The 15,857-nt window shown below is 48.1% G+C and carries 17 protein-coding genes; 5 read left to right on the forward strand and 12 right to left on the reverse strand.

The window, feature by feature from the left end; translation table 11 throughout:
• Positions 1 to 24: 24 nt before the first annotated feature.
• The 6 genes from F4Y64_06800 to gatC form a co-directional block, all read right to left on the reverse strand.
• A complete protein-coding gene (locus F4Y64_06800) occupies positions 25 to 456 on the reverse strand; it encodes a hypothetical protein (protein MXX97307.1) in 432 nt (143 codons plus the stop codon).
• Positions 457 to 458: 2 nt separating this feature from the next.
• Positions 459 to 1,280, reverse strand: a complete 822-nt coding sequence (locus tag F4Y64_06805; GenBank protein ID MXX97308.1) for a hypothetical protein — start codon at positions 1,278 to 1,280, stop codon at positions 459 to 461.
• A gap of 353 nt (positions 1,281 to 1,633) precedes the next feature.
• Positions 1,634 to 2,689 (reverse strand): UDP-N-acetylglucosamine 2-epimerase (non-hydrolyzing), encoded by a 1,056-nt coding sequence (locus F4Y64_06810; protein MXX97309.1) that lies wholly within the window; start codon positions 2,687 to 2,689, stop codon positions 1,634 to 1,636.
• A 9-nt stretch (positions 2,690 to 2,698) separates the two neighbouring features.
• On the reverse strand, positions 2,699 to 3,937 hold the full coding sequence (locus tag F4Y64_06815) for a glycosyltransferase family 4 protein (protein MXX97310.1): 1,239 nt from the start codon (positions 3,935 to 3,937) through the stop codon (positions 2,699 to 2,701).
• A 105-nt stretch (positions 3,938 to 4,042) separates the two neighbouring features.
• Positions 4,043 to 6,523, reverse strand: coding sequence for a YfhO family protein (locus tag F4Y64_06820; protein ID MXX97311.1), 2,481 nt, complete (start codon positions 6,521 to 6,523; stop codon positions 4,043 to 4,045).
• Between the two features lie 8 nt (positions 6,524 to 6,531).
• A complete protein-coding gene (gene gatC, locus F4Y64_06825; GenBank protein ID MXX97312.1) occupies positions 6,532 to 6,822 on the reverse strand; it encodes an Asp-tRNA(Asn)/Glu-tRNA(Gln) amidotransferase subunit GatC in 291 nt (96 codons plus the stop codon).
• 284 nt (positions 6,823 to 7,106) lie between these two features.
• Between gatC and F4Y64_06830 the strand changes: the two genes are divergently transcribed.
• The 3 genes from F4Y64_06830 to F4Y64_06840 all read left to right on the forward strand — a co-directional run bounded on the left by F4Y64_06830 (position 7,107) and on the right by F4Y64_06840 (position 9,114).
• Positions 7,107 to 7,754, forward strand: a complete 648-nt coding sequence (locus tag F4Y64_06830; GenBank protein ID MXX97313.1) for a PorT family protein — start codon at positions 7,107 to 7,109, stop codon at positions 7,752 to 7,754.
• Positions 7,755 to 8,022: 268 nt separating this feature from the next.
• Entirely contained in the window at positions 8,023 to 8,436 is a 414-nt protein-coding gene (locus F4Y64_06835) for a hypothetical protein (protein MXX97314.1), read from the forward strand.
• A gap of 234 nt (positions 8,437 to 8,670) precedes the next feature.
• Complete coding sequence (locus tag F4Y64_06840; protein ID MXX97315.1) at positions 8,671 to 9,114, forward strand: hypothetical protein; 444 nt, start codon at positions 8,671 to 8,673, stop codon at positions 9,112 to 9,114.
• Positions 9,115 to 9,238: 124 nt separating this feature from the next.
• On the opposite strand, the gene F4Y64_06845 is transcribed toward F4Y64_06840, so the two are convergent.
• Both F4Y64_06845 and F4Y64_06850 read right to left on the reverse strand, forming a co-directional pair.
• On the reverse strand, positions 9,239 to 10,363 hold the full coding sequence (locus F4Y64_06845) for a hypothetical protein (GenBank protein ID MXX97316.1): 1,125 nt from the start codon (positions 10,361 to 10,363) through the stop codon (positions 9,239 to 9,241).
• A 14-nt stretch (positions 10,364 to 10,377) separates the two neighbouring features.
• Positions 10,378 to 11,514, reverse strand: a complete 1,137-nt coding sequence (locus tag F4Y64_06850) for a glycosyltransferase (GenBank protein ID MXX97317.1) — start codon at positions 11,512 to 11,514, stop codon at positions 10,378 to 10,380.
• 189 nt (positions 11,515 to 11,703) lie between these two features.
• On the opposite strand from F4Y64_06850, the gene F4Y64_06855 reads away from it, so the two are divergent.
• Positions 11,704 to 12,036 (forward strand): DUF4342 domain-containing protein, encoded by a 333-nt coding sequence (locus F4Y64_06855; protein MXX97318.1) that lies wholly within the window; start codon positions 11,704 to 11,706, stop codon positions 12,034 to 12,036.
• A complete protein-coding gene (locus F4Y64_06860) occupies positions 12,033 to 12,998 on the forward strand; it encodes a threo-3-hydroxy-L-aspartate ammonia-lyase (GenBank protein ID MXX97319.1) in 966 nt (321 codons plus the stop codon). The genes F4Y64_06855 and F4Y64_06860 overlap by 4 nt, the downstream gene beginning before the upstream one ends.
• Position 12,999: 1 nt before the next feature.
• Here F4Y64_06860 and surE read toward each other — a convergent pair whose 3' ends face one another.
• Genes surE through F4Y64_06880 form a run of 4 tightly spaced genes read right to left on the reverse strand, consistent with a single transcriptional unit; the run spans position 13,000 to position 15,832 of the window.
• The gene (gene surE, locus F4Y64_06865) at positions 13,000 to 13,800 is read right to left on the reverse strand and encodes a 5'/3'-nucleotidase SurE (protein ID MXX97320.1); all 801 of its coding nucleotides are present in this window, start codon (positions 13,798 to 13,800) and stop codon (positions 13,000 to 13,002) included.
• A 29-nt stretch (positions 13,801 to 13,829) separates the two neighbouring features.
• Positions 13,830 to 14,636, reverse strand: coding sequence for a 3-methyl-2-oxobutanoate hydroxymethyltransferase (gene panB, locus F4Y64_06870; protein ID MXX97321.1), 807 nt, complete (start codon positions 14,634 to 14,636; stop codon positions 13,830 to 13,832).
• Between the two features lie 43 nt (positions 14,637 to 14,679).
• Complete coding sequence (locus F4Y64_06875; protein ID MXX97322.1) at positions 14,680 to 15,264, reverse strand: OmpH family outer membrane protein; 585 nt, start codon at positions 15,262 to 15,264, stop codon at positions 14,680 to 14,682.
• Positions 15,265 to 15,292: 28 nt separating this feature from the next.
• A complete protein-coding gene (locus F4Y64_06880) occupies positions 15,293 to 15,832 on the reverse strand; it encodes an OmpH family outer membrane protein (protein MXX97323.1) in 540 nt (179 codons plus the stop codon).
• Between the last annotated feature and the right edge of the window lie 25 nt (positions 15,833 to 15,857).

The following is a 15,857-nucleotide window of genomic DNA, read 5'->3' on the forward strand; positions in this document are numbered from 1 at the left end:
CGCTTTAGCCCAAATACAGTATTTCTAAGGTGATTTACCTGGATGGATATCTTCGGCATGAACCAGTTCAGAAATCTCAGTGGATATTAATTCATCAGAAGCGGTATACCCGAAGACACCACTGTGAGATGGGTCATTTTGTTCGGGTAAGTGAATGATTTTTGCGGGGAGGTCACTGTTACGGAGAATCACTTCCTTAACCATACCGACCTGTAACGAAACAAACTTGCCGTTACGCCTAACTCCGAACTTCTTTTCCCGAAAAGCTTGACGAACATAGTCTATAGCTTGGGGCAAGTCGGTGGTCTCGAAAAACTCAAGCCAGTTCACTGACAAATGATCGTCCCTGTCCCTGAGTTCAAATGCAGTTGCAAGCGGCAGACCGTCATCGCCAATGGCTGAAGGCTTGCAATATCTAGCAACGTGGTGATCTTCGCCTATCTCTAAACTGGACATTCCTAGCTATAGGAATAATTGATGAAAGGCAGAATAGATTTCAGAGCGTGCATTTTTGTACCTGAACCCTGAATGGTCTGTCTGCCACCTTTGTCGCTCGTCGTTCCCGCAAAACGGGTATTCCCATCAGCTAAGAATTTCATTACCGCAGACGTCTTTTTTGAGCGCCATTCAGCCTGTAATAATCCGTTGGGGCTTATGCCAATCTGAGGGTAGGGTAACGACTTACCATCACCGATAAAAAACTGGGCCAATTCTCTTAGCGACATAAAATTCATGGCAGGATCTTCTGGATCATCATCCTGGGTGATTTCGTGCAGATATTTAAGGCGTTCTGCAATTTTCCGACGCCCCAAATGGTCTAGAATATCAAATATCTCCTGACTTTGAGTCGCATTATTAACTTGGGCTGCTGGATCGGTTTTCCCAGTGATAATATCACTTGGATTCCCCTGGAATCGCACAGAGATATTTGTCGATAAACTATTCCAAAGCAGATTAATAGGATCTGAATTTCTATCCCTATTTCTAATGACTCTCGAAAAGACTTCTCTAGAAAACGATGAAGGTGAACACCTAATCGATTCATCTCTTGAAGCAACGGTATCCTTAGGCGTCGGTCTGGGACGAATTACTTGAATCCTTCGAGTGATAGGAGTGAACCCTCTGTCATCATTTTCCCCGATACTATGAAAAACCTCTCTGGAACTCAGTTCAGTGACATGAAATTTCACCTTGGGGCCTGAATATTCACTAATCCATGGACGCACATCAAGCACCTCATCTTCGATTGTGGAAATGCTATCTGAGTCTATCAACCCCATCTTTATTACCGCTTGTCACGGGTGAGTAGATATTTAATAAGACTACTTGCAGTTTGGTTTTGTAAAGTTTGTCTGCAAACTTAACTGAATTGACCAGTCAATATTATGGTAGAGATCTCACTTCGACCACTCTAATACTATCTTCGTACTATCCAGGAAAAATCACTAGTCAAACACGGTTTTCTGGCAACTCAACGCAGAAAAAAGCCCCCTACAATTAAGTAAGCCCTTTACAACTCCAGACCCAGAGGGTGTACCGATTTAGCACTCCTTAGTTCAAGAGAGTTTACCGATAGATTATGGTGACCTCACAATAATCTCGCCAACATTGGCATGCGACATCTTCCGACAGCTTATTTCAGAAGAGAACGGGCAATCATTGCAGCTGCTCTTCCCTCAGGACCCTCACCCAGACGACATTGAGGGCCAGTTGGTCTTCCCATTGCAGCATTGATGATAGACTCTTGGTTTGCCCCGGTACACACACTCCAGTTATTTTCGAAGGTTTCGGGGTACTCGGTCTCCTCACGCAGGATAATACAGGGTACCCCAAACCAGTAGGCTTCTTTCTGGAGTCCACCACTATCGGTCAGTACGCGATGGGCATTGGATGTGAGGGTCAGCATTGTTAGGTAGCTGACCGGCGGAGTGATTTCTACGTTGTCTGGAACGGTAATGTGACCTAGTACAGCTTTTGTTCGGGGATGAAGTGGCAAAATAACCGGTAATGGTAATTGCCCGAAAGCTGAAAAGATGCTTTGAAGATTTTCTTTAATATCTGTATTGGATGGGCGATGCACGGTTGCCAGACAATAATCTCCAGCGTTATGGTGGGTGATTGATTTGAGGGGAAACAGTTTCTTCGCACGTTCGGCAAACATGTGCGTAGCATCCAGCATAACATCGCCGACGAGTATGGTATTCTCTTTTAGCCCTTCCCGTTCTAAGTTCTCTGCTGCAGTTTCAGTTGGTGCAAGCAGCCACTTTGATACACGGTCCGTGAGAATCCGATTGATCTCTTCCGGCATCAACCAATTGAAACTCCGTATCCCTGCTTCGACATGTGCAATGGGGATATTCCCTTTCGCTGCAACAAGAGCTCCGGCAAGGGTTGTATTTGTGTCCCCATAAACAATGACGGCATCATACGGCCCCCTTTCTTTGATAAACTTCTCCAGCCGCACCATGATCTCCCCGGTCTGCGCTGCATGAGAACCAGATCCAGCCTCAAGGTTTGAGACCGGTGGAGGAACCCCAAGTTCATCAAAAAAGATTTGACTTAGCAGTTCATCATAATGCTGCCCGGAATGAATCAGAGTTTCTCTGATTCCGACCTCCTTGAGCGCCGGACTTACGGCTGCCGCCTTCACAAATTGCGGCCGGGCTCCGACCAGTGTACATACATGCATCTGCCTATTTCATGAATCTGATTTAGAGAGTTGGTCAAGCAAATGAGCAAGCCGGCCAGTCAGGCGAGGACGTTCATATTCAGCCAAAACTTCATCGTTGATTGGCCAGGCATCCTCCCGAGATTCCAGGCAATTCTTCAAAAAGCCAAACATACCTTCTTGGTCTTCATAGTCAAAGATGTTTCCGGCGTGAACCTGATTCAAGATATCAGCCAGATCTCCTTCTGTGGGCCCTAAAGCCAGGATTGGCCTACGAGCCGACATATATTCAAAAACCTTCCCAGGAACAAGTCCCAAGCTGCTATGGTCTTGGATACGAGGCAATGCAAGTAAAAGGACATCAACGCTATGCATGTAAGCTACTGCTTCATCATGAGGAAGGTAACCGAGCCCTTTCACCGGAATCCCACCGATACGGTATGCCTCTAGTGCTTCTGGATTCACTACCTTACCCACAATGTGAACTTCAACTGGCATGATAGTCTGTAATTGTTGTAGCGCACCGACCAGTGCATTTGAGTGTATGCGCAGGTTGTACGTTCCAATGTATGCAAGTGTGAATGCATTCTCTTCCCTAGTTCGCGTCGTCTGATTCCGCGAAATGTCAGCAGGATCGAATCCATTGGGGATCGTCTCGTAGCAATGCATATTGACCCGACGTTTAAGTCCCGTTCCCCAATTCCCACTTACTGAAACCACCGCACTGGCCGTACTCAGAACCTTGCGTTCCAGTGCGGACTGGATTTTTCTTGCGATCCTTCCCTCATACATTTGATCACTATAGTAAATCTCGGCCCAGGGATCCCGTATGTCCACCACCCAGGGAAGCTTTGAAGCTTTATGTGCAGCCATACCAATGAAGTGGCTTGAGTGCGGTGGACCCGTACTCATGATTGCATCGAATTTCTGTTCCTGTACCAGCTTCCGAACAACCCGAGATGCAAAAGGAATCCATCCGATTCTGGCATCCGGTAGAAAAATATTTCCTCTGAGCCAGCGGGCAACCCGTTTGAATCTCGATTCACCGCCAACATGGCCAACCACAACTACATCCGCTTTCTTTTTGCCTTGAAAGCGGGCATAAAGGCTAAATGGATCCCAAGCCCGTGTACGAATTACTTTGACTTCGGAGGGAATCTCCTGGAGAAGAGATTCATCCGTTGACGGGAAGGCTGCATACTCCGGATCAACCGTCAATACGGTGGGCAACCACCCGTAATTCGGGAGATAGCGTGCGAACTTGAGCATTCGTTGTACGCCTGATCCTCCAGATGGAGGAAAATAGTAGCTAATCAAAAGAATCCGTTTCACTGTTTGTTCGAAGTAACAGCGACAAAATTGATCACGACTGGCCTACCCCCGAGTCCGTCTAAAGTAGCTGAAAACACTCAAGCCGAAAAGGATGAGTGTGAGGCCATATATGACTACCGTAGAGATCAGACTGATTCCCTTACCCCAAACGTAACTGGCAGGGTTGAAGGCCATCTGAAGTGTATGTTTGCCAGCCGGTACGGCGACGGCGCGTAGCAAATAATTCGCTTGATGAATCGGTACATGATTCCCATTGAGGGTAGCCGTCCAGCCAGCGGGATAATACAGCTCACTGATTACCAGAAGCCGTGGTGCATCTGTTTCCACTTCGAAAGTAATCTGCCTCGGCCCATACTCAGTTGGATCTACCACGACAATACTGGATGAGTCAATCGGGGTCACCTCTGCTTCAATGAGTGCCGAGAGTAAAGCCTGGGTAGAAGGATCAAAGTCGGGTTCCAGAAGACGGCGCATCGCTTCATCCGGGTCTTCAATCACTTCGGTCTCTCCTACGAAGTATGCCCGTGGAAGGACATCAAGATTTTCGTAGACACTTAAACCGGATTCTGCACCATATTCTACATTGAGTGCACCCGTAATGGGAGCCGGAGAGAATATGTACCGAACATTCATCATATCAAGTACATTCTCGTTTGGCATTCCGGTATTCGGATCAAAGAGAAGATTATCCAGGAAATCTTGATACAGGCGCAATTTTGCACCACTATAGCCGCCTAATGACTCATGGTGGAATGATGGACGGGCAAGTCCTGTCTGATCTATACGTTCGAGTGAGAGAATACGGAACTGTCCCTCCTGCTCAAGCACATACTCATCAACATCCAAAGTTTCGATACGCCGTGAGGGATCCTGCGAAATACTGAGGTTATCGGTATTCAAGTATCTCTGTGCTACACCTCCCAAGTCTAAAACAACCAGAAGCGCAAGAAATATTTGCAAGATCCAGGCCGGTAATATTCTGCGTTGAAACGCAATCAATGTGAGGGATGCCAATAGTATAAAGAGAAAAGAACGCCTCGCATCCCCTGAAAAAGCATCTTTGCGTGGGGGGACCACTTGTTCGGAAAGAAGCCGTTCGGCAGCAGCAATGACTTGAGGATCAGATGGATTTCGATCTGCGGATTGGGCTACGTAAGCAATGACCTGCTGAAGCTCTCCCTCCCGCTGAAAGTCAAGCAAGGAGCTCCCAGCTGTCATCAAGAGTAACAGCAAACCGCCGGTTGCCCCAAAGACAATGAACACAGAGCGCCATTTTGTGTGTTGTGCCGCGGCAGAGGGTTCCAAACGCACAATGTAGGCGAGTCCCAGTGCTGCAAGAATCGCCAGAATGAGGGCGACTGCGATCAGCCAGGTTTCTGGAGCTCTAAAGGCATCAAATAGCGGGAAGTAGTCGAACATAGCGCGGTTCAACACTCCGAAATGCCGCCCGAAAGAAAACAGTACCATCAGACCTCCAGCGATCCCCAGTACTGCTACGAGTCGAGATCGAATTCGCCATAATGCAATGACTGCGAGCGCGAGCACGATACCCCCTGTGTAATGGGGCCCACCGGTGAACGGCTTGGGCCCCCAATAATATGTGGATCCACCATAGGCATCTGCGATGAGCAGGGTCAACAGTTCCCCAGGGCTTTGACTCCAACGCATCGCATACTCCCAACTCAGCCCTCCATCACCACCACCAGTTGATGCCCCCCGGATACTGTATTCCTTGTATTCAAGCGTAGGCCAATAATACTCAGCCACCATGAGTAGTGCCAGTATACAGCCCACGGCGAGGAGCCCCGTTGCTTTAAAGAACTGGGGTAGTTTCTTATGTCGCCGCGCCTCAAAAAACAATACTATCCACCATACAAGTGCCAGAAATGTCACGTAATAGGTAATCTGCACATGTCCTGCCCGAAGGTTCACCGCCAAAGCAATCGTGAAAAGGAGACTTGCGACAATGCTTGGATTGCGCATCCCATACACGAAGGTCAACAATAGCCAGGGAGCAAAGGCCAACGCGACGAACTTAGTGTTATGACCTGCGAGCAGTATGACTGGCAAGTAGGTGGTCATGGCGTACGCACATGCGGCTAACAGCGAATTCAGGGTATCGCGTGTTAGGTACCAGATTAGCCAGTACCCCCCGAGAAGCATAAAAATTACATGCGAGAAGGGCCAGGAAATCCTACGTAAGGCGCGGGGTAATTCATCAATTTGAGGTACCAAGGCAGGATTGGAGATAATATACCCCGGCATACCTGCGAACACATTCGTTGCCCAAAGTGGCTCTTCACCGGTCTCTTCGCGGTATTCCAGCATGCTCTGAGCCGCTGCCTTCCACTCTACGGTATCACCACCAACGAGACTTCTTCCACTGAAAAGGGTTGCCCAGGAAAAATAGACGGCAACAACGATGAGCCCAAGAACACAGACTACATGCTGTACAACAGGAGATTGAGCTGCCCACCATGACTTCTGCAATTGGGGGGATTGCGCCGCTTTAGATCTGCCCATAGAGCCGATTACTGCCCAATGACTTTCGGAACCCGGAAGTAATCCCCATCGGTATCCGGTGCATTGCTAAGTGCTTCTTCATGCTTTATACGCTCCTGAACTGAATCTGCGCGTACGGCATGTGTAAGATCGTGTACGTGCGTAACCGGCTCTATATCTGAGGTGTCCAGCTGGTTCAACGTCCCCATATAATCAAGAATTCGACTCATGTCATGAGCCAGGACTTCCTCCTCGGCCTCTGTAAATCGCAGTTTGGCCAACTTTGCAATGTGACGAACTTCTTTTCTTGAAATAGGCATCGGAGAGGGCAACGGTTCGCTTACGGTAGCCTATGATTGCTGTTCCATGTCTCGACAAGCACATTTGCACAAATATACGGAGATTTGGAAGCATGAAAACGGTTTAGTCCTATTCAGGTTGCTGTTCTACGTGTTCCGTGCGGTGATCCAGATCTCAGAATTCCGACTCTGCATCCCCGAGTGCAAGGCATCTTGGGATTGGAAGTATATTGCTGTCCGACTTTCTACAACACCTCCTATCTTATCTTTACGTTTTCTCTTGAATCCGATCAACCTGCCGATATATGCGAAGCCTTAAGCTGCTGATATTGTCTGGACTTTTTCTGACGGTACCAGTGTCCGTCAATGCACAACGTGTAACCGGGGGACTGAAATTCGGCATCACGAACACAACTTTTATTGGCAACCTTGCCGCGGGTGAAACTACATGGGAAAGCATTACAGGCGTTGCCGGAGGAGGAACAGCTGAACTGCGCATTGTCGGCGGCCTTAGTGTAGTTGGTGAATTACTCTACCTTCGTATGGGTGCCAAGACCCGGGTACAATACAATGATTTTCCTGGCCTGCTAACCAGTAGGGCATCGTATTTATCGGCACCTGTTCTGCTTCAATTCCGTTTTGATCCCTCGGGGCTTGTTCGGCCTCGTATTTTCCTTGGAGGCGCCGCTTTATTTGTGATAGACTCTGCGATTCTTGTGGAGGCCACTGATACTGGACAGATCTTTATTGAGGAAAACGAATCCATTGAAACCCTTGATTATGGGTTGATGGTCGGAGCCGGCATTGATTTCGATGTGGCGGCTCAACACCTATCATTGGAGTTGAGATATTATCAAGGCCAACGTGATGTCACCAAGCCTGATTCCGAAACGGGCGAATTAACTGTCCTGAATAACGAGGGTTGGATGATTATGGCTGGAGTGCTTTTTTAGTTGGTTATTGGGCATGGTTGACTATTCAGCTACAGAGAGAAAGAGGCTCTAAGTTTGCAGTCGATCTCTGCTACTCGGGAGAGAATTATGTTATATATGATTAATCATTACTTATGAATGATAATTTTGCCTGCTAGGCTACTTTTATTGTAGGTTTTTGTGAGAAAACGAGCATTATTTCATATATAATATTTTACTGATATTCGTAAGTGAAACATAATCAAATATGTGTCGTATGAACCCGGCGTGAATCATTATAATTAATTCAATGCCCAATTCAAAAAAACTTAGAGCTTCCATCCCCTACGACACTAAGGAGTGGATCGTAGATGCACGAATAGAAAATGTAGATTATGGACACCCTCATATGCACCTTGTACACAAGAGATTGTTTGACAAGGGGATAATCGAGGAAAATGACCGGGTATGTGGAATTGAGATCCGAGAACCCGTAACAGATGGCCCCTTCCGCGTTTATATATGCATCTACCAGGGTTCGAGTGGAAAAGATTATTTTAAAGCAATTGACGAACACAGTTCTATTCGCATCTGCAAGGTAGACATAACGGAAATCTACCAGCCAAACGATTTGCTGCGGGACTTTCACAGATTCTCTATTCTCTTTGCAGACCCGATCATTTACGACAAGCAGGTGGACGTAAAGGAAGTGGTTAGACGGTAATGATGCGTATGATCATTGGACAAGCCATTTTTCCGGCCATATCCACTATACCATACACCGGTATCAGAAATTAGAGAATAGATGATGTACATAGTGTCAGATTTTATACACTTGCAGTGTGGCCAAAAAACTCGCAGATGCTATGTGGCAGCACAAGTTCCGGTGTTGTAATTGCGACAGTCATGGAACAAAGATCATCCGAAATTCTTAGTAGAAGAAACGAGGTTCACTGACATGTCATCAAATTCAGCAAAGAAGTGGAATATCTTGGTAGCCAAAGATGAAAGCGGTAGCTTGGAAGATCGAGGATGGTGGATGGGAGATAATTTTATGCATGCGATTTTATCTTACAAAAGGAGCCAGCATCGTGCCAATTGGGAAATCGAAATGATTAATGACCCGCTCAGTGTCAGCACACCATACTACAAAATTATTGGTGAGGACGGGGCTGTATTTGAACATCATGTGCAGAGACTTGGCAGACAGCGCTCTAGCATTGGTTTTAAAATTGGGCTCAGAGACGTAATCCAGAAAGGTAAAACTGCTCTAAGTATCATCGAAAGACTCGCTCATTGGTACGGTATAATTCATGGAATTTTGGAATCTATTCAGCATCTGATTCAAAATTCCATATGTTCATGTTTTATGAGTCGGTCAAAAATATCTATATCACGGTAATAAGGATCAAAGAATAGGTAGTATATCCTGAGTTAACTAAAGGATGGGCAACTAGCCCCGTTCCGCCAGTGTTGTGTTAGGGGGATAAAGGGGATTCATCTGATCATAAATCCCTGTTAGGCACTTAGCTATCTAGTTGCTGTACGATATCGTGGATCTGTTCTAATACCATCGTAATCCAGGCTTCCAGGTTCTCGGGATTCTGGACCTCGGGGAAATCGTACCCGAACACGGGAATCGTATCCCTGCCTACCTGCACACGACTGCTGCTAGAGCGTCCCAATGCGATCACAGCATGAATATTTTGTCGCGCCCAAACAGGGTATTCAAATACGGCATGTAGTGCGGCACCGGTGCCCGTAGCGACTAACAGAGACCGTCTCGGAAATACCCGATCCACCCACCCCGCTGCATATTGGCGTGCGAGTTCCATCAATATAGCCGAAGGCATCCATCGAGAAGAATCTGACTCCACAGAGATCCATGACGGATCCGCGATAACAATGATGAGCTGTGATGCATACTGCGGATCCTGACCAGCGATAAATCCCATCACATTCAGAGGGGATTCATAGGTATCTATCCGAGCCTCTACGGATACCGGTTCGGGAAGAACATATCTAATCTTCGGAAGCTCTCCCAAGGCAACGCTGTCTGCAGACAACCCTGATATGCTCGCCAAAGCAGATCGTGTGACTTCGAGTACCATGGCATTCGTCCCTGCATTAGATGCTAAGCGCGGGGCTACATCCCCTATGCCCAGAATCACCTCTGTGCCACGCTGAACAAGCTGATGAATACGGTCAGACGTAAGCAACTGCTTGGGGAGCACTACAGCCAACCCTTCATTCACCGTAGGATCCTCGGGAGATATAAATTCAGTTATGGTGTGTGCACCTGAGCCTGATCGAGGATCAGGCCAAAACGACTCCCCAAGCCCGGTTGCATTGCCAAGCCTTCCTCCCTTGATGACGCGTCTGGATCCCTGTAGCGGGAAGATTAACGAGTCACCGAATATGGGCTGCACTCCGACCATCCGAGCAGCCATATATGTTGTGATATCCCGAGGTTGTCCAGACTCTTGCTGCAACACCAATTGTCGAGTATCCTGAATTACATCGATAGGCTGCCATAAAGATGGATTTAAAAAATCTTCTGAGCCGGCTTGATCCAGTGTAGCACAACCTGCAATGAATAATGCCAGGGAGAAATAACCCCAATAGGACACACGGTAGGATCGGTCATTCATTGAATGCACACTGCTTACATGATTGATTCAACCGCATCGAGCAGCCTGTCCCATCCCAGAGATTGTTTATGGCGTCGTACCCCCTCTACAAGATCGTCTTGCATCCCCTCTACAAAATATCGTACGATAGCTTTGGCCAATGCAGATGGATCATTCGGGGGAACAATAAGCCCCGATTCTTCATGAGGTACAACCTCGGCAAGCCCACCTACATCCGTAGTAATCACAGGAACGTCAAACTGGTAGGCAACCTGTGCAACCCCACTCTGGGTTGCAGATAAGTACGGCTGTACAACCACATTGGCTGCAGCAAAGTAGTCAGCCACTTTGTCTTTGGGAATGTATTCGTTGACAAATCTCACTTGCCCGGATAGTCCTAATGACTCAACCTTATCCCTGTAGGATGCCTCGTCCTCATAAAACTCTCCAGCTACGATTAAGCGGATGTCAGGGAGTGCAGCCCGAACCTGCTGCATGCTGTCTAAAAGAATATGAAGCCCTTTGTATCGTCGCACAAACCCAAAAAATAGAATCACTGGCAAATTCTGATCCAGCTGTAATTTTGAACGCGCATGAGTTTGACTGGCCGCCTTACCGAAGATATCATAGACCGGATGCGGTGCGAAAGCGCGCGGGCAAGAGACTCCAAGTTGGTCCAAGTCCTTATCCACCGATGAGGACATTACCACACACCCTTGTACTGCCTTGAAGAAGTAGCGTCCTAAAGCGATATCGCCCAGCCGGCGCTCATGCGGTAACGCATTATCAACCACAACCAAAGATGTGATATTGCTACGAGCAAGCTTGCGTGCCATTGTACCAAAAACCGGAGCAAAAAATGGCATCCAGTAGCGAAAAATCACCACCTCTGCCCCCAGTTCCCGGATACGTTTAACAGTCTTCCACCATGACAGAGGGTTTATCGAATCGATCACTCGCTCAGCCTCCACAGCCCTTTCGATGTCCGTTTCAGTTTCATATTGAGTCCGACCTGGGAAAAGAAACTCTGGATATTGACGCGTGAACGTGATAGCATGAACTCGATGCCCACGAGCGATCAGGCCTGCCGCTAGTGTTTCGGACAGATGAGCAATGCCTCCCCGGTAGGGATACATAGGGCTGACAAGTACGATCCTTCGTCCCTCACCCATTTACCTGTGTTCAAGAAAGTAAGTTTAGCTGCACCGAAAATACTCACTTAACTGGGAAGTTTCGTTCCCGGATCTGAGTTGTCTATCGTGAATCACACAATCCGAGTAATCTGAGCCGTTCCAAATTACACATGTGCAACTACGAACGGCGAATTGCGTACCTAATAACAGTAACATTCTAACCCCATTATGACTTCACAAAACAACAATATAAAAGAGCGGCTCGGAGAGCGCTTTGAAGAAATCAAAGTAGAAGGCTCCCAACTAGTCAACAAAGTGAAAGAACTTGTGCGAGAAGGAAACGCTCGCAAAATATCCATTATCAAAGATGGCCGAACCCTTGCCGAATTCCCAATGTACGTGGGCCTCGTGGGTTCTGGTGCAGCAGTTTTCTTTGCTGCACCGCTCGCCGCGATTGCTGCAATTGCGGCGCTGGTGACAGAAGTCACAGTACGCATCGAACGTGAGCCTTCTGAAGGCATTGAACGGAGTTCTTCACAAGATTTGGATGACCTGCCGTGACTGTACCCTGTAGTGTAGGGAGTGACGATGTCTGTTTGGCCGCCGAACAACTTCAGGACATCGTCCATAAGACTCCCGTTCTCACCTCCAGGACTGTAGATGCACGCATAGGAGCACGCGTGTATTTCAAGTGTGAAAATTTTCAACGCTCGGGAAGTTTTAAATTCCGAGGTGCTTATAACACGTTACGTCAACTTCCAGCTACTACCGAGAAAGTTCTTACGTTTTCTTCCGGCAACCATGCCCAGGCCGTAGCGCTTGCTGGAGCGCTACTGGATACCCAACCCACGATCATCATGCCCCACGATGCCCCTCCGGTAAAACGGGCTGCAACCGCTGGATACGGGGCGAAAATTATTCCCTATGATCGTAATGAGATCAGCCGTGAAGCATTGGCAGAGCAGTTGGCTACAGAGCAGGGACTCCCGATTATTCCGCCGTATGATCACCCATATATTGTCGCTGGTCAAGGGACTGCCGCACTGGAACTGCTACAGGACTATCCAGACTTGGACGTACTCCTGGTCCCATGCGGCGGCGGTGGGCTGCTGTCTGGTTCTCTACTTGCGGCCCAAGCGATCAATTCATCGATCCAGGTCGTCGGAGTCGAACCCGGTGCAGCAAATGATGCTGCACTCAGCTTCAAAAGCGGTGTCCTGCATACGGTACATAATCCGGAAACCATCGCAGATGGTGCTCGCACACCATCACTTGGGGTCCTGACATTTGAAATCATACGTAACCTCGCACACGATATCGTAACCGTGTCTGACGCGGCAATTCTGTCCGCCATGCAGCTACTGTGGGAGCGAATGAAGATCGTTGTTGAACCAACGGGGGCCTTGGGGATGGCTGCACTACTGAGCAAAGCAGCCGATGTAGAAGGGATGAACGTGGGAGTTATTCTGAGTGGCGGGAATGTCGGCCTGGATCAAATGCAATCCTATCTCGGTGCGACCTGATTTAATCCGTAAGCTCTGACCAACGCCACGTCTTTAGCACATCAATACATCCATGGGCAGTACGATCATACTGTAGCGGTGTGACTGATACATATCCATTTTCGAGGGCCCCAGTATCGGTGTCGTCACCTGTATCCAATACATTCATCATACCGCGGTACCAGTAATAAGACCTGTTTGAGGGGTCCGTTCGCCCAACGAAGCCCTCTTCCCATCTTGATCGGGCCTGTCGGGCAACCTGTATGCCTCTAATTTGAGCCTCGGGTATAGCGGGAATATTTGCACTGAGAACAACACCTCTCGGTAGTTGGCTTCTGAGCACTTTCTGTGCGATCACCTTGGCATAGTTACCGGCAGGAGAATAATCAGCATCCGGGTCTTTCGAGTCAAGACTGAAGGCAATGGAATCAATCCCATTCACGGACGATTCTGTCGCTGCACTGATTGTGCCTGAATAGATTACGTTAATTGCGATGTTGGACCCTCTGTTAATGCCACTGACCGCCAAGTCCGGTTTACGATGTAATAACTCATGCAATGCCAGCTTCATACAATCACAGGGGGTTCCGGTAATGCCTAAAGCTCGAATATGACTTAGCTCGTCCCCAAAGTTGTAGGTCTCTACCCGAATAGGATGGTCCAGGGTAATCGAATGTCCCACTGCAGTTTGATCATCAAGTGGAGCAACGACCATTACATCTCCCACCTCATCCATCGCCTTCGTTAACGCACGAATACCAGGGGAAGTAATCCCATCATCATTCGTAACCAAAATCAACGGTCGCCGGCGAGAGCTAATCATTTTCCTAATTCTTGATGAAAAGCCACAAACTAATAACTCTCCTCGGATGATGGAAAAGAATGACTCCGCACATCTTCCACATAATTCTTAACAGAGTCTGAAATCGAATCTATTAGATTCGCATAGCGGCGGACAAAACGTGGATGAAAATCATCATTTAACCCCAGTGCATCGTTGATCACCAGTATTTGACCATCACATGCATTCCCCGCTCCAATACCAATCGTCGGAATGCTCAATGACGCCGAGATCTCCCCAGCTAATTTAGCAGGAATTTTCTCTAACACAATAGCAAAACAACCTGCTTTCTCAAGCGCAAGTGCATCCTGCCGGAGTTGATCGGCCTCCTCTGGCTCTCTGGCACGCACCTTGTAAGTCCCAAATCGGTAAATGCTCTGAGGAGTCAACCCTAGATGACCCATGACCGGGATCCCTGCGTGAAGAATCCGCTCCATCGTGGGCACAACAGCCGTTCCCCCCTCTATCTTTACTGCATGCGCCCCTGCCTCCTTCATCACACGAATTGAGGAAATCAATGCTTCTTTGCTGTTCCCCTGATAGGCGCCAAATGGCAGGTCCACAATGACAAGAGCTCGCTTTACGGCTCGAACGACACACTGAGCATGATAAATCATGTGCTCTAGCGTGATCGGAAGAGTCGTTTCGTGTCCGGCCACGACATTCGAAGCCGAATCCCCTACCAAGATAGCATCTACACCTGCACGGTCTAATATGCGTGCCATGGTGTAGTCGTATGCCGTAAGCATCGCAATCGGGATGCTGGCATCCTTCAACTGGCGGAACGTCTGGGTCGTAACCCGCCTAACGCCTTCCATGAAAATGGGGGTCTATTTCGTTGGAGGCGGTTTGCAAAGCCCTTTAGTTGCCTGCAGCCTGCATCGCCGCGTCAACATCAATCCCTAACTCCCGAGCGACCTCAAGAGTAATATCTGTAATCCGATCTTCGTTCACATAGAGCAGGATCGGCTGCGCCGGTCCCGCCTGGGTGCGAAGTACGAGATCAAGATTTTTCTCTGCGGCAATCGTTTGGATTGCTGTATCCACCTGCTGGTAGATTGGCCCCATGAGGTCTAGTTCACGTTGGACCAACTCCTGCTCCAACTCTCCAGCTTTGCTGCGGAGTTCTTCTTCCAAAGAAATCAGCTCCTGCTCACGTTCCTGTCGGCGCTCCTCTGATAGTAAAGCCCGCTGCGTTTGATAGCGTTCCACCTTGCCAGCAAGATCTTCCTGCATACTTTGAAGAATCCGTTGCCCACTTTCCAACTCCGCCTGCAGTTCCTCCTGGATCGTTCGAGTTTGGGGCATATTCGAGATCAGTACCTCATGATCCGTGTAGCCAATCCGCAGGGCTGGAAGCTGTTGTGCCTGTGAGGCAGTTGCAAAACCAAGAAATAACACAGCGAAAAGAAAACCAGTGCTGCGTTTAAGCGAAATGAGTCGCATAAGATTATTTTAATTTAAAGTGTGAAGCTTACCGCCCAAGATTGGTGCGGGTGATATCAATGCCCAACTCCTCGAGAACGAGATCTGTAATGTCGAGCTTTTCATTCGTGTATAAAAAAACAAAATCGCCGCCTCGGTCAAACACATAATCATAACCCTCCGCTTCTGCTACCTCCTCAATCGCGATCAGAACTTTTTCCTGAATCGGACGCAGGATCTGCTCTTGCTGCTCAAATAACTGTCCTTCCGGCCCGAAATATTGCCGCCGTAAACGCTCCAGTTCTTCTTCTGCTGCAATGATTTCATTTTGTTTTTGCTGACGTGACTCAGCAGTGTATAAAAGTTCTCGAGCCTGGTATTCCTGGAACATCTCATCCAGTCTGTCCTGACGCTCGGCGAGATCCTGTTCCCACTGTTCGGCAACCCTGTCCAAGGACTGCTGTGCCGTTGAGAACTCTGGATAATTGTCGTAAATCAAATCCGAATCAACGTAGGCGATTTTCTGCTGTGCGAGAACCGCAGTAGCGGTCCACACGAAAATCAACCCGAAACTGAATAGCGTTCTCATTACGTGTGACGATTTGTATATAAAT

The sequence above is a fragment of the Rhodothermaceae bacterium genome (genome assembly GCA_009838195.1).
Taxonomy (GTDB): Bacteria; Bacteroidota; Rhodothermia; order Rhodothermales; family Bin80; genus Bin80.

Coding starts and splice junctions, on each gene's coding strand:
- F4Y64_06800 (MXX97307.1), bottom strand. CDS start 456: ATGTCCAGTTTAGAGATAGGCGAAGATCACCACGTTGCTAGATATTGC.
- surE (MXX97320.1), bottom strand. CDS start 13,800: ATGATTAGCTCTCGCCGGCGACCGTTGATTTTGGTTACGAATGATGAT.
- F4Y64_06815 (MXX97310.1), bottom strand. CDS start 3,937: ATGCTCAAGTTCGCACGCTATCTCCCGAATTACGGGTGGTTGCCCACC.
- panB (MXX97321.1), bottom strand. CDS start 14,636: ATGGAAGGCGTTAGGCGGGTTACGACCCAGACGTTCCGCCAGTTGAAG.
- gatC (MXX97312.1), bottom strand. CDS start 6,822: ATGCCTATTTCAAGAAAAGAAGTTCGTCACATTGCAAAGTTGGCCAAA.
- F4Y64_06845 (MXX97316.1), bottom strand. CDS start 10,363: ATGAATGACCGATCCTACCGTGTGTCCTATTGGGGTTATTTCTCCCTG.
- F4Y64_06810 (MXX97309.1), bottom strand. CDS start 2,689: ATGCATGTATGTACACTGGTCGGAGCCCGGCCGCAATTTGTGAAGGCG.
- F4Y64_06835 (MXX97314.1), top strand. CDS start 8,023: ATGCCCAATTCAAAAAAACTTAGAGCTTCCATCCCCTACGACACTAAG.
- F4Y64_06805 (MXX97308.1), bottom strand. CDS start 1,280: ATGGGGTTGATAGACTCAGATAGCATTTCCACAATCGAAGATGAGGTG.
- F4Y64_06850 (MXX97317.1), bottom strand. CDS start 11,514: ATGGGTGAGGGACGAAGGATCGTACTTGTCAGCCCTATGTATCCCTAC.
- F4Y64_06875 (MXX97322.1), bottom strand. CDS start 15,264: ATGCGACTCATTTCGCTTAAACGCAGCACTGGTTTTCTTTTCGCTGTG.
- F4Y64_06830 (MXX97313.1), top strand. CDS start 7,107: ATGCGAAGCCTTAAGCTGCTGATATTGTCTGGACTTTTTCTGACGGTA.
- F4Y64_06840 (MXX97315.1), top strand. CDS start 8,671: ATGTCATCAAATTCAGCAAAGAAGTGGAATATCTTGGTAGCCAAAGAT.
- F4Y64_06880 (MXX97323.1), bottom strand. CDS start 15,832: ATGAGAACGCTATTCAGTTTCGGGTTGATTTTCGTGTGGACCGCTACT.
- F4Y64_06820 (MXX97311.1), bottom strand. CDS start 6,523: ATGGGCAGATCTAAAGCGGCGCAATCCCCCCAATTGCAGAAGTCATGG.
- F4Y64_06855 (MXX97318.1), top strand. CDS start 11,704: ATGACTTCACAAAACAACAATATAAAAGAGCGGCTCGGAGAGCGCTTT.